Raw genomic sequence first — 25,418 nt, 5'->3', positions numbered from 1 at the left:
TAACACCTCACAGCGGGAGGGCGCTTATGGCCTCTTCCTCGCTCACCTCTTCCTCCTTCCCTTCAAGCCACTCCTCAACGATGTCTATGTCTCTTCCTCCATAGTGGCCGTTGAAGTCCTTCTCGAAGTTATAAATCTTCACCATCGCCGGAATCGTGATGGCGTAGCCGACTATAACCGCTTCACCAACGCCGAGGGAGGCTATATCGCTCAGCAGGTCCTCGCTTATCTGCTCACTCGCCTGCTGGACGTAGCGCTGGTCGTTGGGCTCAACCAGCTTGAGGATTATCTTGGTGTTGGTCTGGCTGAGTATGTCGTCGTCCAGCTTCTTCGGCCTCTGGGACACTATTCCAAGGCCGACGCCGAACTTCCTGCCCTCTCGCGCTATCTTGCCGAGCCACAGGGTTGCGGGGTTCTTCTCGCCCCTCGGCGCGAATATATGGGCCTCCTCAACTATGACGAGGATTGGCTTCTTCACGGCCGGGTAAGCTTCCAGTATCTCCCTCGCGGTGAGCCTGTCGTTGGTTCTGACGGCTTTGATGTACTCGATGCGGTTCTTGAGTATGCCCCTCAGAACGAAGCTCGCGAGCGTTATCATCTGCTCCTCTTCCATTCCGCTGAGGTCTATGACGTTCACCATGCCGGGTCTTATCTCGCCGAGGACATCTACCGGGCTTATGAACTCGCCGAAGTTGGCCTTCAGCTCGCCTATGTAGTCCTTCAGCCTTATCAGGGAGTCCAAATCCCTCGCCTGAATCTTCCTCGGCGTCTCTATGCCCTTCTCGTTGTAGTAGTAGATTACCTTGTCGTCGGTGTTCTCGTAAACCCTAATCCACTCCTCTATCTTGTCCTCCATCGCCTCGAGGAATGGCAAGCCTCCGACGACCTTTCCGTCCCTTCTCATCTCCTCCTTGACCGTCCTATAAATCAGCCCGAGGAAGCGTCTCTGGAGGCTCGCGTTTTCGGCTATTCCCAAAAGCGTTGCCAGCTCGCTCAGCCTTATTCTCCCGGGGTCTATCGTGGCCTTTATCGGGTTCACGCGTGCCCCTGGCCAGCTCAACCTCTGATACTCGCCGTGGGGGTCGAGGATTACGACGGTAGCGTTCACGTTGTCCACGAGCTCCTTGGTGAGAACCGCTATGGTATTGGACTTGCCCGCTCCGGTAACGGCCAGAACCGCGAAGTGCCTCGAAACGAGCCTGTTGGCGTCGAGGCGAACCTCTATGTTGCCCCTCGCGATGAGCTTTCCAATCCTGAGGTGGCCATTGGCGAAGATTCTCTCCAAATCCTCGTCTTTAGCTAAATAAACCCTCTCTCCCGGCTTTATGGGAACGCGGTTCGGTGCCGGTTTCACCAGAAACTCGCCGTCCCTCGTTCTCAACACTCCGAGAACCTTGGCGGTAGCCAGTATCTCCTCGCTCTTGTCGAGGATTCCGCGCGAGAAAACGTTGACGGTTTTTTCAACGTAGTCGTAGCTTCCCCTTCCGGCTTCCATAAGCCAGTTGAGGTTTCTGATGGACTTGAGGAGAGCCAAAACCTCGTCTCCCTCGCGGTTTTTGACGACGAGGAACTCCCCGAAGCGCGGGAGCTCGTTCTTGGGGTTGACTATGAACGTGAAGTGGTCGGTGCTCGATTCACCGAACACTATTCCAACCGAAGCGTCGCGACCCTCCATATTACCACCTTGAGTTGATTCGCCCAGCCGAAAACAAAAACCTTTCGATGCCGGTCAACCTTATAAACTCCCGGGCGTAGCTTCCGGGGATGAGGCCGAAGCTGAACCCAGAGGCGAGGGCTGTTCACAGGGCAATCCTGTCGGAGATTCGGAGGAGGCTGAGCCTTCCGGGTAGCGAGGCCCATCTTGAGCGCTTTTCCCTTACCAACGACCCGGACGAGATAATGAGACGGCAGGAATTCCTCAGAGAGGGGCTCTCGAAGGTAAAGCCCGAGATGAGGGGCCTAATCTCGAAGGTTAAACCGATACGGTTCCAGAGGGAGTTCCTGAACGACAGGGTTCTCCTTGTCGACGAGTCCGAGGTTGAAGAGGCCGAGTCTTTGAACCTGTGCCACGTCACGACCGACGTAGAGGAAGCCCGCGAGTATCCAATTGTCCTGAGCACACTCGGCTACGGGGTTGACGTTGAGCTAAAACCTCAGGAAATCGCTCCTGAGCTTTACATTCTACCCCTCTGGAGGAACAGGGAGACGCTTGAGGCCCTCGCCAGAATCGGTGAGCTGACCGGCGAGGGTAGCGTTGCTCCGAGAATGCTTGAGGCCTTGAAGGAGTTCGAGGAGGTAATGGGGCGCCAAAAGGTTCTCGAATCCCTCGACGAACTGATAGCGGAGAAGGAGCGCGAGCTCAACGAGAGAATCGGCGAGAGGCTTGAGAACTTCAGCTTAACCCTCAGCGGAAAGGAGCTTTTAAGCTTCCTCGCCCAGCTCCGCGAGGGGAACTACGATGCCATATTCCGGCACTTCAGCGACGTCGAGGAGGAAATCCTTGGGCTGATAAACGAGGCCGAGCGCGACCTCTCTGAGAGGCTCGGCGTTACGGTGGAGCTCTTCTCACGGGAGGAGCTTTATCCAATTCGCGTTCCTGCAGAGAGGGTCGAAGAACTCAGAAACCTTCTCGAGCGCGAGCTGGCCCTTGAGCGCTACCTGAAGGCGAGGGAAATCCTTGAAGAGATAAGGGAACTCATTCCCAAGCTCAAGGAGGAACTTGAGAGGGTTCACGAGCTCGACTTTCTCTTAGCTGTGAGGGAATTCACCGGAGGCTTTTCGTTCCCGGAAATATGGAGCGGTGGAATCGCGTTCCTGCGCGGGAGGCACCTCTTCATCGAGAACCCACAGCCGGTGAGCTACGTCGTCGGGAAGAGGCCGGAGGGGTTCAATGTCCCCGGCGCGGAGAGGATTATCGATGAAGACGTTGTAATCCTCACCGGCGCGAACAGCGGTGGAAAGACAAGTTTGCTCGAGCTGATAACGCAGGTTGAGATACTCTTCCACATGGGCTTCCCGGTTCCAGCGGAGAGGGCCTGGCTCGAGCCCCTCGACGAGCTGTTCTTCTTCCGGCGTAAGAGGAGCGTTTACGGGGCCGGAGCTTTTGAGACCGCCCTTAAGTCCTTCGTGAGGGCTCTGCGCGGCAAGGGAAGGAAGCTAATCCTGATAGACGAGTTTGAGGCCATAACTGAGCCCGGTGCGGCTGTGAAGATAATCGGCGAGCTCCTCAAGGTGGCCCACGAGAGGGGCTTTAGGGTCGTTATCGTCTCTCACCTCGGCGAGGACCTCAAAAAGGAGCTCCCCTTCGCGAGGGTTGATGGAATAGAGGCGAAGGGCCTCGACGAGAACCTGAACCTCATCGTTGACAGACAGCCAGTCTTCGGAAAGCTCGGCAGGAGCACGCCTGAGTTAATAGTCGAGAGGCTCGCGAGAAAGGCGAGAGGAAGGGATAGGGAAATATACGAGCGGATTCTGGCCTCTTTCGGACGGAATGTGTAGGTCCCTGTGTAGGTAGTTACTACACCTTTTTGGCGTTATGTTCTTACTTTGTTGAATTAGAAAGCTTTAAGTATTTTTAACGCGTACTCCCCTGGGGGATGAGTCATGGATGAGAAGAGCGCGCTCATAGCGTCACCGGTTCTGGCCTTTGGCCTGACGATAGTGCCAGCGTTTCTGGCGGGCCCCATAGCGGGCCTGATTGGCGGCATCATTGGCGTTGGAGCAGGGATAATGCTGACGAAGAACATAGCAGGAAAGGCGAAGATTCCTCCCGAGGTCGAGCAGTACCGCAGGGAGATAGAGGAGCAGATGAACGTCATCATCAGAATCCTCGACAGAATAGCAGAGGGAGACCTAACCGTTGAAGACACCGAACTCAACGGACACCTTCAGGAAATTAGAAAGGCGATTGAAAAAATGCGTCAAAATCTCCACAGAATGGTCTCATCAATCAAGGACGCGGCGGAGATTGTAAACGAGAGGAGTGCCCTCATAAAGGAGAACATAGACCAGATTAGCGAGGCCATACAGCAGGTCGCCGAGGCAATCAACCAGGTCAGCATTGAGGCGCAGAGGGAGCAGGAGAACATCAACCACATGACGGAAACCATGCGCTACATTGACGAGATAGGAAAGGAGACCATAAACACGATGGAGGACTTTGAAAGGTCCATGAGCGAGGTTGTCGGACTTGCCAGGGAGGGCGGCCAGAAGGGCGAAGAGGCCGTCGGGCAGATTGAAGAGATAAGGAACATGATGCTGATGATTGAGGAGACCGTCAAGGGCGTTGCCGAGATGGGCAAGAACATAGCCAACATAACCAACGTGATTACGGGCATCGCGGAGCAGACGAATTTGCTCGCGTTGAACGCGGCTATCGAGGCGGCGAGGGCCGGTGAGGCAGGAAAAGGCTTCGCGGTCGTTGCCGAGGAGATTAGAAACCTCGCGGAGGAGAGCAAGCAGGCCGCCGACGATATCAGGAACATCGTGGAGCAGATTATGGCCAAGATTGACGAGAGCGTTGAGGTCACCGGAAAGAGCGTCGAGACCGTTGCCCAGTCAACCGAAGTCCTCAAGGAGAGCGTCTCGTACCTCACCCACATAGCCGAGCTCATGGAGGAGATGGAGGTCAAGGCCAACGAGCTCAAGAACAAGGTCCTTGAGGAGGGCGAGAAGATAGACGAGGGCCTGCGCTTCCTCGAGAACCTCGCGGCATCCGCGGAGGAAACCACGGCGGCGGCAGAGGAGGTCAGCGCCGCGGCGGAGGAGCAGACCTCGGCGCTGGAGGAGGTCCGCGCAACGCTTGCGGACTTCGAAGAGGTCGTCCAGAGGCTCATGGAAGAGGTCAACAGGTTCAAGCTTTGAGCCAGCTCCGCTCCCTGTACCTTCCCCTGCTCTCTATCTCCTCTATCTTCCCCTCGATTTCCTTCCTAGCTTTCTCGCCGAGAACCTCGCCGTAGCCCTCGAGAACTGCCTTAAAGCCCTCCTCGAACCAGGTGTAGTGCGTGCTCTCCATTGCCCTCCTTAGAAGGTGCAAATCAACGCCCCTCGCCTCGAGCGTCGAATCAAAATCGGCCAAACCGAAGTCTATGAGGTAGACCTTCCCCCCGCGGAGAATCATATTGCTCGTTGTTAAGTCGCCGTGAACGATGCCGGCTTTGTGGAGCCTGCCTATCTGCCTTCCGACTTCCCGGCAGAGGTTTAAGCGTTCGTCCATCGGGACTTCCTCAAGGTGCTCCTTCAGGCGTTTTCCCTCTATGAACTCCATCACTATTACCATATCGCGCAGGTTGACCTCGTAGACGTAAGGGCAGTTCACGCCGAACTCCTTCGCCCTGTGGAGGATTCGGGCTTCTCTAACGGTCCGCTCCTTTCTCAGTTTAACGTCTATCTCCGGAATCCTGTACCTCTTCGGAACCCTGTGCTTCACGATTACCTTCTCCTTCAGCAGGTCAACGCCAAATACTTCCTCAAAGGTGCCCTCGTAGATTTTCGCCTCGGCCCCCTGGGCTATGAGCTTCATTCCATCACCCCTGCTTCCCGAAGCAACTTTTCATACTTCTCGAGCTCAACCCGAATCTCAACAACGTTCTCGACGTTTATCACGAGCGTTCCAGTTCCATCTCGAACGACCAGCACGGCCTTATCAACGTTGCCCTCATTCACTTTCTCCCGCGCGTATTTGAGCTTCTCCTCGTCCGATTTTAGCATGTCGTCGAGGAGGGAAACCCTGTTCTCGACATACACTCCGGCCACTCCGTAGCGTTCAATGTCATCTAAGACCTTTCTCGCGAAGTCCGGGGAAAGGTTGTAGACCTTTACTTCCATGGACTGCCCACCACCCGTCATTGTCCCCCAAGGTTTTAGCCCTTTCCATAACCATTCTCGAATTTTTCTGTCGATTGACCAAAATTAGACCGAAAATTTGAACAATTTGAACCAAAAGTTTATATAGAGCGCTGACGAACTGATTCCGCAAAAAGGCAAAACGTTTGGAGGAATGTCAAAATGAGCATGAGCGGACAGCCCGTTATAATACTCCCGGAGGGAACCCAGAGGTACGTTGGAAAGGACGCCCAGAGGCTTAACATCCTCGCCGCGAGGATTGTCGCCGAGACGGTTAGAACCACCCTTGGCCCGAAGGGTATGGACAAGATGCTGGTTGACAGCCTCGGGGACATCGTCATCACCAACGACGGCGCGACCATTCTCGACAAGATTGACCTTCAGCACCCGGCCGCGAAGATGATGGTTGAGGTCGCGAAGACCCAGGACAAGGAGGCTGGTGATGGAACTACCACTGCTGTCGTCATTGCTGGCGAGCTCCTCAAGAAGGCTGAAGAGCTTCTCGACCAGAACATTCACCCGAGCATAATCGTCAAGGGATACACCATGGCGGCCGAGAAGGCCCAGGAGATACTTGATGAGATAGCCATCAAGGTCAACCCCGACGACGAGGAGACCCTCCTCAAGATAGCGGGGACATCAATCACTGGAAAGAGCGCCGAGGCCCACCGCGAGCTCTTAGCTAAGCTTGCCGTTCAGGCGGTTATGCAGGTCGCCGAGAAGGAGAACGGAAAGTACAAGGTTGACATCGACAACATCAAGATAGAGAAGAAGCCCGGCGAGAGCGTTGACGAGAGCGAGCTCATTCGCGGTGTCGTCATCGACAAGGAAGTAGTCCACCCGAGGATGCCGAGGCGCGTCGAGAACGCCAAGATTGCCCTCATTGGCGACGCCCTCGAGGTCAAGAAGACCGAGACCGATGCGAAGATAAACATCACCAGCCCGGACCAGCTCTTCGAATTCATAGAGCAGGAGGAGAAGATGCTCAAGGATATGGTTGAGGCGATAGCCAAAACCGGGGCCAACGTTCTCTTCGTCCAGAAGGGCATTGACGACCTCGCTCAGCACTACCTCGCGAAGCACGGCATAATGGCCGTTCGCAGGGTCAAGAAGAGCGACATGGAGAAGCTTGCGAAAGCTACTGGCGCCAAGATAGTCACCAACGTTAAGGACTTGACTCCAGAAGACCTCGGTGAGGCTGAGCTTGTCGAGCAGAGGAAGGTTGCCGGCGAGAACATGATATTCGTCGAGGGCTGCAAGAACCCGAAGGCGGTAACCATACTCATCAGGGGTGGTACCGAGCACGTCGTTGATGAAGTCGAGAGAGCTTTGGAGGATGCCATCAAGGTCGTTAAGGACGTCATGGAGGACGGCGCAGTCCTTCCGGCCGGCGGTGCTCCTGAAATCGAGCTCAGCATCAGGCTCGACGAGTTCGCCAAGCAGGTCGGAGGTAAGGAGGCTCTGGCCATTGAGGCCTTTGCAGAGGCCCTCAAGATAATCCCGAAGACCCTCGCCGAGAACGCCGGACTCGACCCGGTTGACATAATGGTCAAGGTCATCAGCGAGCACAAGAACAAGGGCCTTGGAATAGGCATCGACGTCTTCAAGGGCAAGCCGGCGGACATGCTTGAAAAGGGTATCATCGCTCCGCTCCGCGTTCCGAAGCAGGCCATCAAGAGCGCCAGTGAGGCGGCAATAATGATACTCCGCATCGACGACGTCATCGCCGCCAAGCCCAGCAAGGGCGGCGAGGGCAACGGCGGAATGGGCGGTATGGGTGGAATGGACATGGGTATGGGCATGTGATGCCCCCTTTTCTACCCAATTTTGACCAAAAAGATTTATTTTTCGCCATTGTATTCTTCTCCGGGGTGAGACCATGGGGCTCGAAATGTGGCTCCGAACGGGGCTGTTGATGGCAATCCTCACCGGACTGCTTATGGGAATCGGCTACCTCTTCGGAGGGCCCAGCTTAGCGTTCATAATGTTCCTCTTCGCCATGCTCTTCAATTTCATAACCTACTGGTACAGCGACAAAATCGTCCTGAGCTGGTACAACGCGAGGATAGTTGACGAAACCGAGGCCCCAGAGCTCTACGCGATAGTCAGGAACCTTGCCGAGAGGGCCGGGCTTCCGATGCCCAGGATAGCGATAATCCCGACCGAAACTCCGAACGCCTTCGCCACGGGAAGGGACCCGAAGCACGCGGTCGTCGCCGTAACCCAGGGACTCCTCAGAATTCTCGACAGGGACGAGCTTGAAGCCGTCCTCGGTCATGAGCTAACCCACATCAAGAACAGGGACATCCTCATTGGAACCATCGCCGCGGCCATGGCTGGGGCGATAATGCAGCTCGCCTACTGGGCGCGCTGGATAGCGATATTCGGCTCCTACGACGACCGCGACGGCGACAACATCATCGCCGCAATCCTCGTGGCCATACTCGCACCAATCGCGGCGATGCTGATTCAAGCCGCTATAAGCCGTTCGAGGGAGTTCCTTGCTGACGAAGGCGGTGCGAAGCTCAGCGGAAAGCCCTGGGCTCTCGCGAGCGCACTCCTCAAGATTGAGCAGGCCGTCCGCTACAGGCCGATGCGCGAGGGCAATCCGGCAACCGCCCACATGTTCATCATCAACCCCTTCAGGGGAATGAGCATCGCCGAACTGTTCTCAACGCATCCGCCGACAGAGAAGAGAATCGAGAGGCTCAGGAAGCTCGCCGAGGAGATGGGCTACGTCCCCAACTTCTGAATTCAATTTTTGCATAATAATTTAATCCCCCAATTCTTTATTTATGTAATTCTGCTGAAAACTGTCGGTTGCGCTTCTCAACGATATGCATTTAAACGTTAGCGCCCAACTCTTAACGGTGATGAACGTGAAAGCCGTAAGGGCAACCCTTCTCTACGACGGCCTCGGCAACGTCCAGAGGGACGTCTACGTCGTTTTCGACAGGAACATCGTGGACGTAACCAGAGAGAAACCAAAGGATGCAGAAGTAATCGCTGAGGGTGTTGTAACCCAGCCTTCATAGACGGCCACAGCCACATTGGAATGGACCGCTACGGAGAGCCCTACCAGGAGGGTGAGGCCAACGAGCAGATGGATTCGGTTCTTCCGCTCGTCGATGCGCTCTACTCCATCTATATGGATGACAAGGCCTTCAAACACTCCATCGAGTTCGGAGTGCTCTACTCCTCCGTCCTGCCGGGAAGCGGTAACATCATCGGCGGAAAGGCGGTCTTCATAAAGAACTACGGGCGAGACATCGAGGAAGCCTTCGTCCAGTACGCGGGCGTTAAGGCGGCCTTCGGTTACAACCCGCGCTCGACCACGAGCTGGAAGGGAACGAGGCCGAGCACGAAAATGGGCGCGATAGGAATCCTTCTCAACTGGCTCATCAAGACCCAGAAGACGATAGCGCTCCTCGAAAAGGGTAAGAAGGAGCCTGAGGAAGTCGAGCCGACCGTTGAAGCGCTGATTCCTGTCCTGAAGGGCGAACTCCCGCTCCGTGTCCACGTGCACAAAGAGGACGACATAGCTGCTCTGCTGATGATTAAGAGAAAGTTCGGGCTGAAGATTACCATTGAACACGCTGGCGACGTCCACAGCAGGGAGACCTTTGAGAAGATTAAGGCCGAGGGCGTTCCCGTAATCTACGGCCCATTTGACAGCCACCCCTACAAGGTGGAACTCAAGCACGAGGACTGGAAGAACGCCAGGTATTTGCTCGAGGTCAGGCCCCTCTTCGGCCTGATGAGCGACCACCCGGTCACGCTCCAGGCGAACCTCTACCTCCAGCTCAGGCACTTCATAAGGCTCGGCATGAGCAAGGCGGAAGCCATAAGCGTCATCACCCACAACAACGCGAAGATACTCGGCGTCGACGACAGGCTCGGAAGCGTAGAGAAGGGCAAGTGGGCTTCTCTGGTAGTCTGGAACGGAGACCCGTTCAGCCTCGAGAACTACCCGACGCACGTCTTCGCTGAGGGCGAGCTTATTCACGAGGCGGACTGGTGAGTTAAGCCTTTTACCTTCCTTTTTGTTATTCTGTTTCTTCAGAGGTCAACACTTCTCGTCATCGCGCCGTCTATGACGACGGTGGAGCCGAGCATGTATTCGGCATCATCACTGAGCAGAAAGGCCACGAGCGAGCCGAGTTCGCTCCACCTTCCGGTTCTGTGAAGGGGCGTTCTGCCGAGCACCTCGCGTTCCCACGTCTCTTCGAAGGGCTCTCCCCTCGCCTCGGCAACCGCCCTGAGGTTCTCCCGCGCACCGGGCGTGTCAAAACTGCCGAGCAGAACGGAATAGGCCCGGATTCCCTTACACCCGTATGTCCTCGAAACGCTCTTCGCCAGCTGAACAAGTCCGGCGCGCGTTACATCGGCAAGAACGAGCGGCGGCATGGGCTCCTTTATCGAGACCGAGTTCAGGTAGACGAGAACACCCTTCCGCTTCCTTTCGAGCCACGTTTGAACCAGGAGGGTCGTTAGATAGCCCGGCGCGACCGTGTGAAGGGCTGAAGCTTCAATCCAGTCGATATAACCCGCTTCGTGGAGGAGGCACGGCTCACAGCGGACGTTGCCGGCATTCCAGACGAGGGCGTCAACTCCCCCAAGAAGCTCCCAGCTTTCTTTTACGAGGTTCTCAAGGTCGCGCTGGTCAAAAAGATTGGCCTCAACGGCGTAAACCTCGCCGTAGCCCGAGAGCTCGTCGAGGGCCTTTCTCAGGTTTTCCCGGTTTCTGGAGCTTATAACAACCCTCGCGTTCCTCCTCAAAAGCTCCCGCGCGACGTTGAAGCCTATTCCCCGTGAGGAAGCCGTCACTATTACGCCCATTCCCCCGAGGTCAACCTCAATCATGGTAGCGCATACGGGGGTGGGCTAATAACCTTTGTCCCCCTGACGAATTAGGCTTCCCGAATTTGGGAAATCTCCGTCACTATGGCAAAGTTTTTGAAGAAAGAAACTTAAATTGCAAAACCTTCGGTTTTCAACAGGTTTTTCGAAAAACTTTGGGGGTGATAAAGTGAGGTTCTACATCTGCAGGGAGAAGAGCGAGCCAAAGCCCTTCAAGGTTGCAATCATCGGCGCGGGTCCCGCGGGACTAACGGCCGCCGGCTACCTCGCGTGCAGGGGCTACGAGGTTCACGTGTATGACAAAATGCCAGAGGGCGGGGGAATGGTAGCCTTCGCGATTCCTGAGGTTAGAATACCGATAAAGACAGTTAGAGAAGGTGTTAAGGACCTCGAAGAGCTCGGCGTGAACTTCCACTTCAGGACGAAGGTCATCTACGACTCCCCGCGGGAGCTTGGAGACGAGTGGGCTGAGCACTTCATATCGCTTGAGAGACTGCTTGGTGAGTTCGACGCCCTTCTCATTGCAACGGGCGCTTGGCGTCCGAGGAAGCTGAAGGTCCCAGGCGTTGATTTGCCGGGCGTTTACGACGCGCTTAAGCTGCTCCACCACATAAAGATGGCGAGGATAGGTTACTACCCCTGGGACCGCGTTCCCGACTTGAAGGGCAAGCACGTCGTCATAATTGGAGCGGGCTACACCGCGGTTGACGTGGCAATTGAATCGAGACTTTTGGGAGCCGAGAAGGTCACGATGGTTTACAGGAGAACCCTTGAGCAGAGCTACGCGAAGGCAGAAATAAGGAAGCTCATCGAGGAGGGGCTTGAGTTCATCGAGATGGCCTCTCCCGTAAGAATCATCGGCGAAAACAGGGCGGAAGGGGTTGAGTTCGCGAGGACGAAAATCGTTGAGGGAAGCGTCGAGCTAACGGACGAGAGGTTCATCGTTGACGCCGATGTTGTGGCTTATGCCATCGGTCAGCTGCCGACGAGTCCGATTCGCGAAGTTGTTTGTGCGAACGAGGAAATCCTCAAGGAGGCAGGTATTTTCTTCGCTGGAGACGTCGTCGCGCCGAGGAACATCGGAACGGCGATGCGTGAAGGGAGAGCGAGGGCGAAGGAGATAGAGGAGTGGCTCACAAAGAAGGCGCCGAAAAAGGTCTTCCCCGTCCCCGTTACCGCCAGGCTGATAGGCTCCGTCCTGAGCGGGAAGTGCTGACGAAAGCTTTAAACGCCCCCTTCCCAACCCCCTTCCATGACGGAGCCGAAGGACATCGTGCTTAAGGAGAGCGAAGAGGTAGAGGGAGTTCCCGTTGAAGGGCCGTGGCTCGACGACGTTTCAAGCCTTGAGGAGGTTTTGGATTATTACGAGCGCATAGGCTTTCAGGCGACGCACCTTGGCAAAGCAATAGAAATCTGGCGGAAGGTCGAGGAGAAGAGGGCAAAGGGAGAAGAAGTCCGCGTTTTCCTCGGATACACCTCGAACATCATCTCCTCGGGCCTGCGCGAGATAATCGCGTGGCTCGTGAAAGAGGGCAAGGTTGACGTCATCGTCACCACCGCCGGCGGAATCGAGGAGGACTTCATAAAGGCGCTCAAGCCCTTCATTCTCGGCGACTGGAACGTTAACGATGCCCTGATGCGCGAGAAGGGCATCAACAGGATAGGCAACATCTTCGTGCCCAACGACCGCTACATTGAGTTCGAGAAGTACATGATTCCCTTCTTCGAGCGGATTCTCGAGATGGAGAAGGAGCGCGGAAAGCCCCTGACGGCGAGCGAGTTCATCTACGAGATGGGTCGCTACATGGATGAGAAGCTCGGAAAGGAGAAGGAGAAGAGCGTTATCTACTGGGCATACAAGCGGAACGTCCCGATTTTCTGTCCTGCCATAACCGACGGCTCGATAGGGGACATGCTCTACTTCTTCAAGGAGGAGCGCGGGGACAGGGAGCTCATCATAGACATCGCCAACGACATAGTGAAGCTCAACAACCTAGCCGTTACCGCCAAGGAGACCGCCTCGATAATCCTCGGCGGGTCATTGCCGAAGCACGCGATAATCAACGCCAACCTCTTCAGGGGCGGAACCGACTACGCGATTTACGTGACGACGGCAATCCCGTGGGACGGCTCGCTGAGCGGTGCACCGCCGAGCGAGGGAGTGAGCTGGGGCAAGATACGGGCGAAGGCCGACTACGTCGAGATATGGGCCGACGCGACGCTGGTCTTCCCGTTGCTGGTGTGGAAGGTGATGAAGGTTTATAAAAACAAGCTAAAAGGTTAGGAATTGTCAAAAACATAAAAACCTATCTCCCATTCTCCAAGTTTCAATTTTTTAGGTAGAGGTTTTATCCGTATTTCCTCGAATTCTTTTTGAATTTTATCAAAAGAGTGCTCACTGTAAATAAGAAGTTTCTTGAGCCTATTAAGTTCTAAAATGCGTCGGGATAAGTCTCTTGCAATTTCGTCCGTATTATAAAACCTAGCTAATACCCCCAGGATAGCACTATAAAGCAACACCACCAAAAACCCAGAGATTATCCCTGTGATTGACATAGCATAGTAAATTGTTATAATAATCATAATGATAAATATAATCATAAGACATTTAATTAAAATATGGCTGAGTATCTCCTCTCTAATTACAATTTTCTGTAGCTTTCTGCTAATATTACAACCATAAACACTGATATCAGATAAAGTGATGGCCGAGATAAAAGTTAACATTCCAAACAAACCTACCGATATCCGAAACAGCAATTGGATGTTCTGAGACATTTTATCTCCAACTGCTATCATATGAGGGCTAATAGCAAAAGCTACAAGTGCCGACGAAAAGAGAAGTACTATGATAACATTTCCTTTACTCAACTTGGCCTGTGAATTTGCTGTATGCTTCATTTGTTTTCTCGGATTTATTGTCCAAGTTACAGAGAATAAGAAAAGAAACCCGAATAGATAAAACGTAAACGTAAGTGCCAGCAACTTTCTTATTATTCGGACTGTCTCGTCATTAACTGTTTGTGTCTCAGTCTCGAGCATTATCAATGCTACGAGTAATGACAGGATAAATATAAAAATAATAGTTATAAGAGCGTTTCTAAAGGCGATAATCATTGGCCAATATGTAGTGTTTTTCTGTTTGGCATCTATATAAAATGATAGAGCAAATAATACTAGCATGAAAATAAGAACTCCTGAAAAATACGTTAGCAACAAATTCACTTTGTTAACATTGGGAACTGTATAATGAAGTATTACAGTATTTACTGATATGGTTTTGTTTGAAAGAGTTTTTAGATGTTGATTTTCTGAAAATGTTAAATTGACATCTGATATTTTAGCAACTCCCGTACTGACACCAATATTAAGCAGTATAGGAGTTGTCATAAACATAACAGAAAGAACAACTGCAACAAAAAGCTCGACCCAGCCCACCCCTATTAATTCCCGTTGAATCTGAAGCTTCTCTATCTCTACTTGAATTTTATCAAGAAGTGCCTGTTGTTCATGTCCATATTCTTTAATGGTCAACCTCTCAACACCTTTAGGGTATCTTTATAGAATTTTTTTTATTTAAAATTATCCTTTTTGCTAGGGATACTCCAGTATTTTCTCCTCCCCTCCCGGCAGCACCAGCGGCCTCGACAGGTGCTTCCTCGCGTCTGGAGGAACCTCGTAAATCTTCCTCTCCAACTCGCGGGGGACTTCAACCGGAATCAGCTTCTTCGGCATTTTGTAGCCACAGCGCTTGCACTTCAGGTAGTCGCCCTTGCTCTTCATCGTTCCCCCACAGCGCGGGCACTTGGGCTTTCTGTATTCGATTTTCGGGACGAGCTTCACAGGGTAGAACTTCTCAAGGTTGAGGGTCAAGACCCCCTCGTGCTCCTTAACTCCTCCAGCGGCTATGATTTCATCGCCGGGCAGAAGCTTCCGAACGTAGTTCCTGAACTTCTTCGTCGGCTCGAAGGCCGCCACCCTGATTTTTCCGGTCTCGTCCTCCAGCTCGAAGAAAACGTGCCTCCCGCGCTCCCAGTATGGCCCGGAAACCCTTCCCCTGACAACCGCGCTGTCGTATAGCTTCAGCTCGCCGATTTTTTTGGGAGTCAGATGGTCGTCGGTGTTCTGGTTCGTCTTGTAGAGCTGGTAGAAGGCAACGGGCTCCTCAAAGCGAACCATCTCAAAGGTCTGGAGAACCTTTCCCCTGTCAATTCCCCGGATTCCGACGAGAACGGGGTCCTTGCCGTGGGGGGCTATGAGGACGGTTCTCTTGTAGGGGTCAACGTTGTCGTAGGTGAAGGGATAGCTCCACCTATCGGCCAAAAACACGCTTTCGGCGTCGACTTTTCTCTCCTTCCCCCAGTTCTCGGGCTCGCGGTAAGCTAAAAGCTCGTAGGTGAAGGTCTTTAAAGGGTAGCCGATTGAGGCAAGCGCGCCGATTATGCCCCTGCCGAGCTTGAACTTAAAGATTTCAGCCCCCACCTCCTTCGCAACCCTCTCAGCTTCCTCGATGGTAACGTGCTCCCTCAAAGCTTTGAGCGAGAACTCCCTCAGTTTTTCGGGGATTTCACCTTCGAAAAAGGCAACGCCGGGGTTCGTGTTCTCGTGGGTGAAATCTGCCAGCTGGTTGACGTAGAACAGCACGAGGTCCTTAACCTCGGGGACAATCTCCTCATCAACCTCGAACGTCATCGCAACCGCTCCGTTCCCGCGCGTCTTGTAGGGGATGTTCGGGTTCAGCCTTATCAGCCTCGGCAGGTCGATGGGTTCGGCTAAGCGCGACAGCTCGCGGTAGAGGAGCGCGCCGAGGTAGGTCGTGCACATGCCGTTAGGCGAATCAGTGTCGTCGATTCCGATGTGGAGGAGCATGGTTGGAGAAAAGAGGCGGGCCTTAAAAATTAAACGCAAGGATGAGGCCCGCGGAGATTACGAGGACGACGATGAAGTACGGCACGGAATACCTGTGGAAGTCTCTCAGCGAAACCCGGGCTATTCTAACCGCTATTAGGTTGGCTAGGGAGCCTACGACCGTGCCAGTTCCTCCCGCGTTCACACCCACAGCTAAGGGAAGCCACGCGGGTTTGGAGCCGAGGAAGACAACCGTCGCCGGGACGTTGCTTATCAGCTGACTTAATCCTGCAGATGCCAGAACGAGGCCGACCCCTCCGGTCGGGAGCGAGAGACCCGCCTTGATGAGCAACGCCGAGAGCTCGTTGAAGTCTATGAAAATGAACGCGAAGGTGAGCACGAGCGCCCAGTCGAAGCTTAGAAGCACGTCCCGCTCAAGGAGAAGGAAGACCAGCAGAGTGAGCGCAATCGAGAGCTCGTGCCTCCCAGTTTCGCCGAGGTATACGTTGAGACCGAGGAGAAGGGCCGAGACAAGAAACAGGTCCTTTCTGAAGGCAACCGGGGGAAGGGAGCGGACGGAGAGCGGTTCATCTGGAGTGAGGAAGACGATTGCCAACAGCAGGCCTAGCCAGAGGAGAACGAAGGGGAGCATACCCCCGATGAACGCAAAGAAACCCAAGCCGTATTCGCGCCAGATTATGATATTCTGCGGGTTCCCTATCGGCGTCAGGGCGGAACCGACGTTCGCCGATATTGCCGAGAGTGTTACCGCCCTCGCCTTGTCCATTCCCGAAAGCTCTGAGAGGGCCACGACAAGGGGAATGAAGACAAGCATTGCTGTATCGTTCATTATCAGTGCCGAGGAAAGGGCTATCGTTGGAAGTAGGAGGAAAAGCAGTCTTCTGCTCGAACCATTTGTCCGTTCAACGAGCCTCGGCGCGAGCCTGTTGAAGACTCCCGAAAGCTCGAGGCCCTTCGAGGTTATGATTAAAGCGGTGATGAGGCTCAGGCTTCCCCAGTCAACGAGGCCTGGCGTCCTTCCGGGGAGGGAGCGGTCTACCAGGACTAACCCAACGTAGAGGAGGAGCAGAAGGCTCAGGAACCACTCCCTTGTCATGAACTCTTTCAGCCTACATGCCGTGTCGCCTCACCTCTTCGGTTAGATGGTAATCCGGAATCAGCTCGCTTCCGTCCGCCGAGACGCGGACGTGCAGGATTATAAAGCTTTTCCATGCAACCGGCACGACCCAACAGTCCTCAGGCTCCCTGAACTCCGCTCCCTCAAGGACGCGGGCCTCTCTTAGAACCTCGTCTATCCTCTCGCGGGCTCCCTCGGCGCAGGGCTCCGCGTGGGGAGGTGCGCCCTTCGGACTTGGGTTGCCGGTTCGCGGGTCGTAGTGAACCCTGTCTATCGCGAAGTCGAGGTAGAGAACCGGAACGTCCACGTGGTCTGGGTGAACTATCGGTTCTCCCGCCCTGAAGAAGGGCAGTGCCTGCCTGACGAGCTCTATTGCCTTCTCAGCGTCTTCCGGCTTAAGGATTCGGCTTTTCCTCTCGGGCGTTCGCCTTATCGGGGGAAACGGTGCGCTCACCTTTCACCACCTCCAGAAAGCGCGACGACGAGGGTGAAGGCCATGACGAGGATAATTTCATAGGTCTCCAAGAGGGCTGTTGAGGGCCACTTGAAGAGGGTTCCGATTACGGCGAGGACAAAGATAACGAGCGAGACGACCCTAACGTTTCTCTCCGAACCGAGGCCGTAAATCAAAGCTCCCATGAAGAACTGGACGAAGAAGTACGTCGAGACGAAGACGTGGGCCCTCGTTCCCTCGTGGAATATCCCTATCAGGGCCAGGAAGATGGCCGAGACGCTTATGTAGGCTCCTCCAACGGTCTGGGCCTTGTTGACTGCCGTTAAGATTAGATAGACCGCAAAGGCCAGCACGAAGAACGAGGTAATAACTAGGCCGGCGTTGTAAATCCAGGGCGAGTTCGCTCTGGCTCCGCCAAGGTCGCTCAGCGCGTTCCTCCAAAAGGAGAACCAGGGGTTTTCCTTTATGGCCCAGGCGACAAAGAGCCAGTAGACAAGACCGCCCGCAAAACCTGACCACTTAAGCTTTCCGATGTCCATTGAACGGCACCGATAAGGGGTTGGGAAAAGGGCGTAAAAATGTTAGCCGAGGGTCGAGAAAGTAGCCTCCGCCAGCCTCTTCACAGCCTCAACGTAACCCTGCCAGTCCATCGCCTGAACGGAAGCTGGATGGAAGAACCTGTCGATTATCACCGGGGCGAAGAGCCCGAAAGCGACCACGAGGATTCCGAGGACTAAGTTAATTGCCACGAAGAGCGGAACCTCGTGCCTCTCCGGTTCTTCATGTCCTCCGTGCTCGTGGTGGTGTCCCTCGACCGGCTTTCCGCGCCAGAGGGTTATGAAGAGCTGGAAGTAGGCCCATGCGGCTATCGCGCTCGTGATTATCACGACGGAAGCCACGAGCGGGCTCACCTGGAGGAGGGCGTTGAAAATCAGCATCTTGCTGAAGAAGACGTTGAGAGGCGGAACGCCGACGAGGCTGAGCGTCGCCAGGCCGAAGAGGAAGGTATTGAGGGGCATCTCCCTGCCGACTCCAGCTAAGTCCTCGACCTTCACCGCCCCCCTGCGGTAGATGAAAGCTCCAACCGTGAAGAACAGGAGCGTCTTCGCTATCGCGTGGTTGACGATGTGGAAGTCGATTGCCATCAGCGCGAGCTGGGTTCCAACGCCGAGGGTCATGAAGAGGTAGCCCATGTGGAGTATCGTGGAATAGGCAATCAGCCTCTTGACGTTCTTCTGGACGAGCATCATAATCGAGCCGAGGAATGCCGTTGCAGTTCCGAGGACGAGGAAGACGAGCGAGAGGGTCCTCCAGAAGGGAAGCCCGTGGAAGAGCGTGTAGGTGTAGCGTGCGAGCAGGTAGATTCCGACGACCTCGACGAAACTGCTGAGTATCGCTCCGACGGGAATCGGTGCACCGGAGTAGGCGCTCGGGAGCCAGTAGTGGCCGGGGAAGATTGCGCTCTTGACTATTACCATCGCCAAAGTCAGCGCGAAGAAGATGGCCAAAGCGAGCGTCGGGTCGCCAAAGAGCTTCGTCGTTACCGGGAATGAAACCCCGTGGAACTTGGCGCTCAGGTCGGCCATGTTGAGGGTTCCGAAAGATGCGTAGATGAAGCCGAGGGCAAGGAAGTAGAGGCTCGTCGCGACGGCCCCGCTGATGCCGTACTTGAAGGCCCCCTCAACGGCCTCGCTCCTGTTGCGGTAGAAGCCGACTATCGCGTAGGCGCTCGCGCCGATGACCTCGAGCATGACGAAGGTGTTGAAGGCATCACCCGTCATGAAGGCCCCGAGCGTTCCTGCCTCAAGCCCGAGGAGGAAGGTGTAGTAGAACTCGAGGCCGTGCGTTCTTATGAATTTCGCTGAATAGATTCCCGCGAGGAGGAAGCCGAATGTGGCCGTTAAAACGAGCGTCGCCGAGAGCTTGTCCACCTCGAAAACTATGCCTATCGGAGCTATCCAGTTACCGAAGGCGTAGACGAGGGGTTCGTTGCTCGAATAGGCCCTATCGAACAGCCAGATTCCAGCGAGGAACGTAACGGTGAGGGCGATGAGCGAGTAGGCTATTACAATTCCCCTTTTCCTGCCGGTCATGAAGGCCATGAAGGGCAGGAAGAAGGCGAAGCCGAGCGGAATTACCGGAACGAGTCCGACCTGCATGCTATCACCTCAGTCGAAGATTTTCCTCGCGTAGTCCTCGAAGTAGGCAACTATGCTCTCCTTCACTTCCTTCTCGTCGAGCGTGGAAACGTCAATCCAGTGGACGTAGAGCCACTTTCCGTCGTCGCTTATGTCCACCACAACCGTTCCGGGCGTGTTAGTTATCGAGTTTGCAACGAGGACCTTTCCGTAGTCGCTCTTGACGTCGAGGGGAATTCGCACTATGCCGGGGTTGGCCTTGAGCGTGAATACCCTCTTTGCCACGTCGATGTGCGTCTTGGTTTCCTCGATGAAGAAGTATCGGAGGGCGTAGATGATGGCATAGAACCACCTCCTTGGCGAGAAGAACTTGAGCTCGTTCTCAACCAGCCAGTGGCCGACGATGAAGGAAACTATGAGCGCGACTATCGAGCCCGTTATTATGTCGTACTCCGTGGCCGAGCCAGTGTAGAACAGGTACGTTGCCAGGACTATAAAGAACGTCGCCGGTGAAAACCTGAGCCTCATTCGCCCTCACCCCCCATTATCTCGGCCATGTCCCTCGCATCAACCGTCCCGTGGAGGCGGTAGAACTGTATCGCATAGGTAGCCAGCAGTATGTTCATGGCCATTCCGATGACTATGGCGGTGAGAACCAAAGCTTGAGGAACCGGGTCGACGGCCCTGCTCAGGAACTCCTCGAAGCTCAGGTGCTTCTCGTAAATCGGCGGGAAGACGGGGAAGACGAGGCGGTAGCCGATTAAGATGAAGAGCATGTTTATCGCGTCGCCCATGACGTTGAGCATGATGATTTTCTTAATCAGGTTGGAGCGCGTGGCAACTCCGTAGATTCCAAGGAGTATCATGCCGAAGAGCGTCAGCGTGATGTAGGCGAGGAGGAAGCTAATCATCGACCTCACCCCTGAGGACGGTCTTGAATATCCACTCCGAGACACCGAGCACGAGGAACACCGTCAGGAAGCCGAAGGTTACCGCAGTGTATTCGCCGACGTCGAGGTTGAAGAGGCCGGTTTCTCCGGGCAGGAGGTTTATCTCGAGCACCTTACCGCCATAGAGGAAAACTGGAGCGAGCACCGTGGCGAGGATTAAAGCTAAGCCGAGGGCATAAGCTGAAATCGTGTGCCTTAGGTTGAGGCCCTTTCTCTCAAGGGTGAACTTCGAAAACACCGCGAATAGCAGGAGGGAAGCAACTGCCATCGCCGAACCGCCCTGGAAGCCACCGCCCGGCGTCAGGTGGCCGTGGAGCGCTATCGAGGCAGAGATGGCGATTATCATTATCACGACGAGCTTGGTAGTTGACCTCGTGATTAAATCCATCTGCCTGTGCGGTTCCTTCGCCTCGAGCTCCCTTACAATCTTCTCCTGCTCGTCGGTGAGCCTGAGCACACTGAAGGCTCCCATTATCGCGAGGAAGAAGACGAAGGTCTCGAAGAGCGTATCGAAACCACGGTAGTTCCAGACTATGGCAGTAACGACTTCCGGGCTGTGGCTCGTGAGGCCCTCGTGGGCGAAGGCGTGGCCCAGGTAGAACTCGCCGAGGGGTCTCAGCTCGGCCCCGCCTAGGCCCAGGACGTTGGCGTAGACTAAGGCGTAGGCGATGAACGCGAAGGCCCCGAGGAAGGAAACCGCGACGATAACGTCTCTCTTCATTCTCCCACCTCGTAGCGCTCCGTTTTGCTTATGGCGAGGATTACGAGGGCGGTGTAGGCACCAACCGCTATGGCGAGGTAGGCAAGGACTATGTCCGGGGCTGCCAAGATGTAGAAACCGAGGGCGAAGAACGTTGACTGGACGGAGCTCAAAGCGAGGGCCTTGAGCAGGTCGTGCTCCTTCATGGCCAGGTAGCTGAAGGCGAAGCCGAAGGAAACGACTATCGCAAGGATTATCAGGTGAATCTCAATCATCTCGCCAGCCTCCTGAAGGTGAACTTGGGCTCTTCCTCCTCGCCTGGTAATTCTTCATGCTCACGGACGAGCTCTGCAACGTCCTCTCTCGTTGGTAAGTCCTCCTCGAGCTGGTCGACGACGAGGGGCGGTTTCTTTCCGACCCTTCCGAAGTAGACGGCCGAGACGAGAGAGTGAGTTCCGGTGGGCGCTATGAGGAGGATTAAGACGCCGACGGTGAAGGCTATTCCGGCCATAAAGAACCTCTGGGCGCCGAGGGGGTGGTAGACGAGCGCCACCAGACCGGCACCGAAGACCGGCAACGCGGCGCCTCCGACGGTTCCAACGGTCGCGGCGTGGGTTCTCATGTAGAAGTCACTAAACCTGAGCAGGCCTATCGCCGCTATGAGGTCGTAGACCGCCCCAAGGAGTATAGCGACCGAGCCGATGACGAAGATGACGTCCTCGATAATCATACCTCCACCTCCCCGTAGAGGACGTACTTGGTGTAGTAGATGTCCAGCATGAAGGCCCACAGGGCCAGGATTATCGCACCGCTCGCGAGCATGATGGACTTGAAGTAGATTCCTAATATTACCATGAACGCCGCCATGTCGAAGGACAGGCAGTCAACGGCGAGGATTATGTCTGCCGTTGTCGGGCCCTTAATCGCGCGGATTCCGTAGAGCACGAAGGCCAGGGTGTAGATGACAGCCGCGAAGTAGAGGACGTTCAGGAAAACACTTTCAACGTTCATGCGAACACCCCCAGGAGGACTATGAGGACTGCCATCGCAATCGCGAAGCCGCTTATGAGCGCGTTCATGTCGAGGTTCCTTGACCTTCCCCAGCGCGCGAGCCTTTCAACGGCCCTTATGAGTGGCATGAACATCGCCTCGTCAAGGTGCCTCACAGGGTAGTCGAGCGCGTCGTCGTAATCCTTGATGAGCGGGAGCTCATGCTTCGGAACGACCTTTATGATTGGAAGAACCCGCTGGAGGTAAAAGCCCTTGCCCAGCGAGAGGAAGTAGTCCGCCGTGAAGCGCAGTATGTCGCCCATGTTGTAGAAGATGAGCAGGAGCTCGCTGACGCGTTCTGTTGGCATCTTCCCGATTCTCCAGCCGATGACCGCCATAGCCACGAGCGTGACGAGTGCAATGAGCGAACCGGGACTTCCCAGGAAGAGCTGTGACGGAGTCTCTGGCAGGGGGTAGCCGAGTTCTTCGAGTGAACCCGTCAGCCAGGGGAGCAGGATGAACGGGAACACCGCCACGAGGAAGCTCGCGAGCGAGACTATTCCCGTGACGGTTCTTATCGCGAAGGGAACTTCATCCCTTTCAACTTCCCTCTTGCAGATGAGCCTGTTTATCCTCCTGACCTGGATTATCGAGGCCAGCGGGAATATTCCCAGGAACGCTATCGTGACGACCATCAGCCAGAGGAGGACGTTGGTCGTGCCCATTGAAGCCGTGTAAATGAGCCACTTGCTCACGAAGGCTGAGAGGGGCGGAATTCCAGCCATCGAAAAGACGGAGAGCGACATCAGGAGCGCGATGACGTGCCCCTTGAGGAGCTTTCTCATCGAGCATATGTTCGGCTCCTCTCCGTAATGCTCTATCGCGCCGAGGCCGAAGAAGAGAGAGCTCTTGTAGAGCACCTGATACAGGACGTGAAGCAAAGCTCCGAGGAGTGCAACCGTTCCGAGGAAGGTTCCCTGGAGCACGAGGGAGCTTCCAAGGGCGAAGTAGGCTATCCCAACGTCCATAACGCTGTGGTAGGCGAACTTGCGCTTGAGCCTGATTTCCTTGAAGGAGTATAGCGTTGCAAAGGCCGTAACCGTGCCGATGAATGCCACAGCGTAACCGAGCGCCTCTCCAGACGGGAGAACGAAGTGGGCAACCCTGAGGAGCATGTAAACCCCAAGGGCCTCGCCGAGGAGGAAAACCGGAATGAAGGGGCTCGGAAGCGAGCGGTAAACCCTCGGAACCCAGACGTGGAAGGGAAACGCCCCGCTCCTGACGAGGGAAGCCGAGAGGAAGAGGACGAGGAGAAACGCAGGACTGACCGCGAGGTTTCCGAGGTTCTCGCGGAGGCCGTGGAAGGTCAGGTGGTGCAGGCTCCCAACGGCGCCGTAGGCCAAGCCGGTCGCTATGAGGAGGGGGATTATGCCGAAGGCCTGTGTGAGGACGAGATAGCGCCAGGTGGCCTTTCTTGAGCCCCTCGTCTCAGAGGCGAGCACCATCACTGCCGTAAAGACCGCGAAGAGCTCGTAAAAGAGCGTGAGCCTCTCGATGTTGTTCGTTGACAAAAAGGCCACTGCCGAAAGGAGTGCCATGTTGGTGGCCATCGCTAAGAACCTCTCGTCCCCCTTCACCTCATAGGAGAGCAGGTAGAGCGAGAGCGTGAACGTGATGAAGGCAGTGACAAGCAGGAAGAGGGCCGAAAGGGAATCTATCCTGACGGTCGTGGGAAGGAAGGGGATTATCTCACCTGAGAGACCGTTCAACCCCTCAACGGCGCTCGCGAATAGGAAGACGGAAGAGACAAGGGTAACGTAGTAGGCCCGCTTTCCTGAGGCGAGGCCGACGAGTGAAGCTGTGAAGAGCAGTCCGAGGGCCAGCTCCAGGACGTAGAGGCTCATGGTATCACCCCGTAGAAGGTTATCTCCTCCACGAGCGGATAGGCGAGGTAAGCCGAGACCAGCGTCAGGACGATGAGGGTCACGAGCGACGCGGTTATTATCGGGTGGGTGCTGACCTTTTCGACGTTAGGCCTGCCGAAGACGTTCTTCGTTATCCACTTGAGGCCGACCCAGAGGAAGACGGCTGAATCGGTTAGAACCATGATAATCGGGAGCCAGGCCAGGGCGGAAACCTTGACGAGGCTCAGGTTGGTTATCAGCTCGGCCTTGCTGAAGGCTATTCCCATGGGGGGAAGGCCCGCTAAACCGAGGAGCGCCACCGTCCACGCGAGGCCGTTCACCGGCAGGATTTCCCTGAGACCGCTTATCCTCCTCAGGTCGAGAGTTCCAAGGGAGTACGTGAAGGTTCCGGCGGTGAGAAAGGCCAGGCCCTTCACGAAGGCGTGAGTAGTCAGCTGGAACATCGCCGCTTTGAGGCCGATGTCAAAGCCCGGTGCCTTGCCCGTGAGGCCGAGGACGGCGTAGGTCAGGCCGGAGAACATTATTCCGGCCTCGGCAACCGTTGAGTAAGCGAGCAGTCTCTTTGCGTCCTTCTGAACCGGGTAGTTGAGTATCGGAATGAGGAGCGTGAGGGAGACCATGACGGCCATGAAGTAGAAGACCCAGACGGGGAGGGGGCCGATGAACTGGATAACCCTCGCGACGAGGTAAACGCCCATCTCGACCATCGCCGCGCCGTGGAGGAAAGCGCTCGCGGGAGTTGGAGCCTCCATCGCGTCCGGAATCCAGGAGTAGGTCGGGAACTGGGCGCTCTTGGTGTAGCCCGCTATGAGTAAAGCAAGGAACAGCCAGGGCTTTACCTCGGGGGAAACCTTCGAGAGCGAGAACAGGCTGAGGTCGTGGAGCTGGGTGAGGCCGACGTAGATGGCCGTGTAGAAGCCTATCATCGCTCCAACGTTCGGGATTATGAAGGCCTTGAAGCCGGCCCTCCTCGCTTCCCTGGTGTTGTAATAGCTCACGACGCCCCAACAGGCAAGCCCCATCAGCTCGAAGAAGATGAGCAGGCCGAGGAACGTGGAGGAGTAAATGAATCCGAGGGTGGCGCCTTCAAAGAGCGTCATCCAGGCGTAGAAGAGTCCCCTGCCCTTTCCTCCCGGGTGGCCGACGTTCCTCTCGCTCATGTACTCGACTCCGTAGAACATGAATACGAAACCGGCAACGGCAACAACAGTGCCTATCAAAACGCTCATGGGGTCGATTATAAGGCCATAAACCTCGCCGAACTGGGCGCTTTTAAGGTAGGTGATGTGAATCAGCTCCTCGTGGCCGAGGAGATAAAGAACGGCAACGCCGAGCTGGGTAATCATCGCCGAGATGAAGGATGCGAGCATTATCGCGTCTGCTTTTCTCTCGTCGAGCCTGAAGAGGATTAGTCCACCGATGAGCGGGACTGTGAAGGTTAACGTTGCGAGAAGGCCTATCATGGTTCCCCCTCCACGCCGGCCAAAATCCATTAGGTTTGTCTAACGAACCTTTTTAAAGTTTTTCGTTCTTTCCCGAAAGACATTTAGTCAAATGCTCATTTTCGTGAA

24 protein-coding genes and 1 pseudogene are annotated in these 25,418 nt (G+C 55.2%); 7 read left to right on the top strand and 18 right to left on the bottom strand.

What is annotated here, in order from left to right; genetic code table 11:
* Positions 1-7: 7 nt before the first annotated feature.
* On the bottom strand, positions 8-1,675 hold the full coding sequence (locus E3E30_RS02905; protein WP_167728390.1) for an ATP-binding protein: 1,668 nt from the start codon (positions 1,673-1,675) through the stop codon (positions 8-10).
* Between the two features lie 89 nt (positions 1,676-1,764).
* Here E3E30_RS02905 and E3E30_RS02900 point away from each other — a divergent pair, with 89 nt between their 5' ends.
* Positions 1,765-3,498 carry an endonuclease MutS2 gene (locus tag E3E30_RS02900; protein ID WP_167728389.1) on the top strand — a complete coding sequence of 578 codons (1,734 nt, stop codon included), beginning with the start codon at positions 1,765-1,767 and terminating at the stop codon, positions 3,496-3,498.
* A gap of 105 nt (positions 3,499-3,603) precedes the next feature.
* Positions 3,604-4,863 (top strand): methyl-accepting chemotaxis protein, encoded by a 1,260-nt coding sequence (locus tag E3E30_RS02895; RefSeq protein ID WP_167728388.1) that lies wholly within the window; start codon positions 3,604-3,606, stop codon positions 4,861-4,863.
* Here the strand turns inward: E3E30_RS02895 and E3E30_RS02890 are convergent.
* Together E3E30_RS02890 and E3E30_RS02885 are read right to left on the bottom strand one after the other, a co-directional pair.
* Positions 4,853-5,521 carry a Kae1-associated kinase Bud32 gene (locus tag E3E30_RS02890; RefSeq protein WP_167728387.1) on the bottom strand — a complete coding sequence of 223 codons (669 nt, stop codon included), beginning with the start codon at positions 5,519-5,521 and terminating at the stop codon, positions 4,853-4,855. The genes E3E30_RS02895 and E3E30_RS02890 overlap by 11 nt on opposite strands.
* A complete protein-coding gene (locus E3E30_RS02885) occupies positions 5,518-5,826 on the bottom strand; it encodes a hypothetical protein (protein ID WP_167728386.1) in 309 nt (102 codons plus the stop codon). The genes E3E30_RS02890 and E3E30_RS02885 overlap by 4 nt, the downstream gene beginning before the upstream one ends.
* 180 nt (positions 5,827-6,006) lie before the next feature.
* On the opposite strand from E3E30_RS02885, the gene thsB reads away from it, so the two are divergent.
* The 3 genes and pseudogenes from thsB to E3E30_RS02870 all read left to right on the top strand — a co-directional run bounded on the left by thsB (position 6,007) and on the right by E3E30_RS02870 (position 9,865).
* Positions 6,007-7,650 carry a thermosome subunit beta gene (thsB, locus tag E3E30_RS02880; RefSeq protein ID WP_167728385.1) on the top strand — a complete coding sequence of 548 codons (1,644 nt, stop codon included), beginning with the start codon at positions 6,007-6,009 and terminating at the stop codon, positions 7,648-7,650.
* A gap of 73 nt (positions 7,651-7,723) precedes the next feature.
* Positions 7,724-8,596 (top strand): zinc metalloprotease HtpX, encoded by an 873-nt coding sequence (gene htpX, locus E3E30_RS02875; protein ID WP_167728384.1) that lies wholly within the window; start codon positions 7,724-7,726, stop codon positions 8,594-8,596.
* 127 nt (positions 8,597-8,723) lie between these two features.
* Positions 8,724-9,865 (top strand): annotated as a pseudogene (locus E3E30_RS02870) (amidohydrolase).
* 38 nt (positions 9,866-9,903) lie between these two features.
* Here the strand turns inward: E3E30_RS02870 and E3E30_RS02865 are convergent.
* Entirely contained in the window at positions 9,904-10,683 is a 780-nt protein-coding gene (locus E3E30_RS02865; protein ID WP_167728897.1) for an SDR family oxidoreductase, read from the bottom strand.
* 190 nt (positions 10,684-10,873) lie between these two features.
* Here E3E30_RS02865 and E3E30_RS02860 point away from each other — a divergent pair, with 190 nt between their 5' ends.
* Together E3E30_RS02860 and E3E30_RS02855 are read left to right on the top strand one after the other, a co-directional pair.
* Complete coding sequence (locus tag E3E30_RS02860; protein WP_167728383.1) at positions 10,874-11,920, top strand: FAD-dependent oxidoreductase; 1,047 nt, start codon at positions 10,874-10,876, stop codon at positions 11,918-11,920.
* A 36-nt stretch (positions 11,921-11,956) separates the two neighbouring features.
* Positions 11,957-12,988 (top strand): deoxyhypusine synthase, encoded by a 1,032-nt coding sequence (locus tag E3E30_RS02855; RefSeq protein ID WP_167728382.1) that lies wholly within the window; start codon positions 11,957-11,959, stop codon positions 12,986-12,988.
* On the opposite strand, the gene E3E30_RS02850 is transcribed toward E3E30_RS02855, so the two are convergent.
* The 14 genes from E3E30_RS02850 to E3E30_RS02785 are packed head-to-tail and all read right to left on the bottom strand — an operon-like array spanning position 12,985 to position 25,310.
* Entirely contained in the window at positions 12,985-14,238 is a 1,254-nt protein-coding gene (locus tag E3E30_RS02850) for a hypothetical protein (protein WP_167728381.1), read from the bottom strand. The genes E3E30_RS02855 and E3E30_RS02850 overlap by 4 nt on opposite strands.
* 60 nt (positions 14,239-14,298) lie before the next feature.
* Positions 14,299-15,573, bottom strand: a complete 1,275-nt coding sequence (tiaS, locus tag E3E30_RS02845) for a tRNA(Ile2) 2-agmatinylcytidine synthetase TiaS (RefSeq protein WP_167728380.1) — start codon at positions 15,571-15,573, stop codon at positions 14,299-14,301.
* A 22-nt stretch (positions 15,574-15,595) separates the two neighbouring features.
* Positions 15,596-16,669 (bottom strand): SLC13 family permease, encoded by a 1,074-nt coding sequence (locus tag E3E30_RS02840; protein ID WP_167728379.1) that lies wholly within the window; start codon positions 16,667-16,669, stop codon positions 15,596-15,598.
* A 13-nt stretch (positions 16,670-16,682) separates the two neighbouring features.
* Positions 16,683-17,144 (bottom strand): hypothetical protein, encoded by a 462-nt coding sequence (locus E3E30_RS02835; protein WP_167728378.1) that lies wholly within the window; start codon positions 17,142-17,144, stop codon positions 16,683-16,685.
* On the bottom strand, positions 17,141-17,683 hold the full coding sequence (locus tag E3E30_RS02830) for a DUF998 domain-containing protein (RefSeq protein WP_206205059.1): 543 nt from the start codon (positions 17,681-17,683) through the stop codon (positions 17,141-17,143). The genes E3E30_RS02835 and E3E30_RS02830 overlap by 4 nt, the downstream gene beginning before the upstream one ends.
* A gap of 42 nt (positions 17,684-17,725) precedes the next feature.
* Positions 17,726-19,303: a proton-conducting transporter membrane subunit gene (locus tag E3E30_RS02825; protein WP_167728377.1), complete on the bottom strand. Its 1,578-nt coding sequence runs from the start codon at positions 19,301-19,303 to the stop codon at positions 17,726-17,728.
* Between the two features lie 9 nt (positions 19,304-19,312).
* Positions 19,313-19,810 (bottom strand): Na+/H+ antiporter subunit E, encoded by a 498-nt coding sequence (locus E3E30_RS02820; RefSeq protein ID WP_167728376.1) that lies wholly within the window; start codon positions 19,808-19,810, stop codon positions 19,313-19,315.
* Complete coding sequence (locus E3E30_RS02815) at positions 19,807-20,193, bottom strand: sodium:proton antiporter (protein ID WP_042689936.1); 387 nt, start codon at positions 20,191-20,193, stop codon at positions 19,807-19,809. Before E3E30_RS02815 ends, E3E30_RS02820 begins: the two co-directional genes overlap by 4 nt.
* The gene (locus E3E30_RS02810; RefSeq protein WP_042689939.1) at positions 20,186-20,953 is read right to left on the bottom strand and encodes a Na(+)/H(+) antiporter subunit B; all 768 of its coding nucleotides are present in this window, start codon (positions 20,951-20,953) and stop codon (positions 20,186-20,188) included. Before E3E30_RS02810 ends, E3E30_RS02815 begins: the two co-directional genes overlap by 8 nt.
* Positions 20,950-21,207, bottom strand: coding sequence for a hydrogenase subunit MbhD domain-containing protein (locus tag E3E30_RS02805; RefSeq protein WP_042689942.1), 258 nt, complete (start codon positions 21,205-21,207; stop codon positions 20,950-20,952). Before E3E30_RS02805 ends, E3E30_RS02810 begins: the two co-directional genes overlap by 4 nt.
* Positions 21,204-21,662 (bottom strand): monovalent cation/H(+) antiporter subunit G, encoded by a 459-nt coding sequence (gene mnhG, locus E3E30_RS02800; RefSeq protein WP_167728375.1) that lies wholly within the window; start codon positions 21,660-21,662, stop codon positions 21,204-21,206. The genes E3E30_RS02805 and mnhG overlap by 4 nt, the downstream gene beginning before the upstream one ends.
* A complete protein-coding gene (locus E3E30_RS02795; protein ID WP_042689947.1) occupies positions 21,659-21,943 on the bottom strand; it encodes a monovalent cation/H+ antiporter complex subunit F in 285 nt (94 codons plus the stop codon). The genes mnhG and E3E30_RS02795 overlap by 4 nt, the downstream gene beginning before the upstream one ends.
* A complete protein-coding gene (locus E3E30_RS02790; RefSeq protein WP_167728374.1) occupies positions 21,940-23,826 on the bottom strand; it encodes a complex I subunit 5 family protein in 1,887 nt (628 codons plus the stop codon). The genes E3E30_RS02795 and E3E30_RS02790 overlap by 4 nt, the downstream gene beginning before the upstream one ends.
* Positions 23,823-25,310, bottom strand: coding sequence for a hydrogenase 4 subunit D (locus tag E3E30_RS02785; protein ID WP_167728373.1), 1,488 nt, complete (start codon positions 25,308-25,310; stop codon positions 23,823-23,825). The genes E3E30_RS02790 and E3E30_RS02785 overlap by 4 nt, the downstream gene beginning before the upstream one ends.
* Between the last annotated feature and the right edge of the window lie 108 nt (positions 25,311-25,418).

Source organism: Thermococcus sp. 9N3 (assembly GCF_012027685.1).
Classification (GTDB): domain Archaea; phylum Methanobacteriota_B; class Thermococci; order Thermococcales; family Thermococcaceae; genus Thermococcus; species Thermococcus nautili.
This window is presented reverse-complemented; position numbering and strand designations above follow the sequence as displayed.

Coding starts and splice junctions, on each gene's coding strand:
- E3E30_RS02820 (WP_167728376.1), bottom strand. CDS start 19,810: ATGAGGCTCAGGTTTTCACCGGCGACGTTCTTTATAGTCCTGGCAACG.
- E3E30_RS02790 (WP_167728374.1), bottom strand. CDS start 23,826: ATGAGCCTCTACGTCCTGGAGCTGGCCCTCGGACTGCTCTTCACAGCT.
- E3E30_RS02830 (WP_206205059.1), bottom strand. CDS start 17,683: ATGGACATCGGAAAGCTTAAGTGGTCAGGTTTTGCGGGCGGTCTTGTC.
- E3E30_RS02865 (WP_167728897.1), bottom strand. CDS start 10,683: ATGGGCGTAATAGTGACGGCTTCCTCACGGGGAATAGGCTTCAACGTC.
- E3E30_RS02905 (WP_167728390.1), bottom strand. CDS start 1,675: ATGGAGGGTCGCGACGCTTCGGTTGGAATAGTGTTCGGTGAATCGAGC.
- E3E30_RS02885 (WP_167728386.1), bottom strand. CDS start 5,826: ATGGAAGTAAAGGTCTACAACCTTTCCCCGGACTTCGCGAGAAAGGTC.
- E3E30_RS02795 (WP_042689947.1), bottom strand. CDS start 21,943: ATGAACGTTGAAAGTGTTTTCCTGAACGTCCTCTACTTCGCGGCTGTC.
- E3E30_RS02895 (WP_167728388.1), top strand. CDS start 3,604: ATGGATGAGAAGAGCGCGCTCATAGCGTCACCGGTTCTGGCCTTTGGC.
- E3E30_RS02900 (WP_167728389.1), top strand. CDS start 1,765: ATGAGGCCGAAGCTGAACCCAGAGGCGAGGGCTGTTCACAGGGCAATC.
- E3E30_RS02785 (WP_167728373.1), bottom strand. CDS start 25,310: ATGATAGGCCTTCTCGCAACGTTAACCTTCACAGTCCCGCTCATCGGT.
- E3E30_RS02840 (WP_167728379.1), bottom strand. CDS start 16,669: ATGACAAGGGAGTGGTTCCTGAGCCTTCTGCTCCTCCTCTACGTTGGG.
- E3E30_RS02810 (WP_042689939.1), bottom strand. CDS start 20,953: ATGAAGAGAGACGTTATCGTCGCGGTTTCCTTCCTCGGGGCCTTCGCG.
- htpX (WP_167728384.1), top strand. CDS start 7,724: ATGGGGCTCGAAATGTGGCTCCGAACGGGGCTGTTGATGGCAATCCTC.
- E3E30_RS02890 (WP_167728387.1), bottom strand. CDS start 5,521: ATGAAGCTCATAGCCCAGGGGGCCGAGGCGAAAATCTACGAGGGCACC.
- E3E30_RS02825 (WP_167728377.1), bottom strand. CDS start 19,303: ATGCAGGTCGGACTCGTTCCGGTAATTCCGCTCGGCTTCGCCTTCTTC.
- thsB (WP_167728385.1), top strand. CDS start 6,007: ATGAGCATGAGCGGACAGCCCGTTATAATACTCCCGGAGGGAACCCAG.
- mnhG (WP_167728375.1), bottom strand. CDS start 21,662: ATGATTATCGAGGACGTCATCTTCGTCATCGGCTCGGTCGCTATACTC.
- E3E30_RS02805 (WP_042689942.1), bottom strand. CDS start 21,207: ATGATTGAGATTCACCTGATAATCCTTGCGATAGTCGTTTCCTTCGGC.
- E3E30_RS02855 (WP_167728382.1), top strand. CDS start 11,957: ATGACGGAGCCGAAGGACATCGTGCTTAAGGAGAGCGAAGAGGTAGAG.
- E3E30_RS02815 (WP_042689936.1), bottom strand. CDS start 20,193: ATGATTAGCTTCCTCCTCGCCTACATCACGCTGACGCTCTTCGGCATG.
- tiaS (WP_167728380.1), bottom strand. CDS start 15,573: ATGCTCCTCCACATCGGAATCGACGACACTGATTCGCCTAACGGCATG.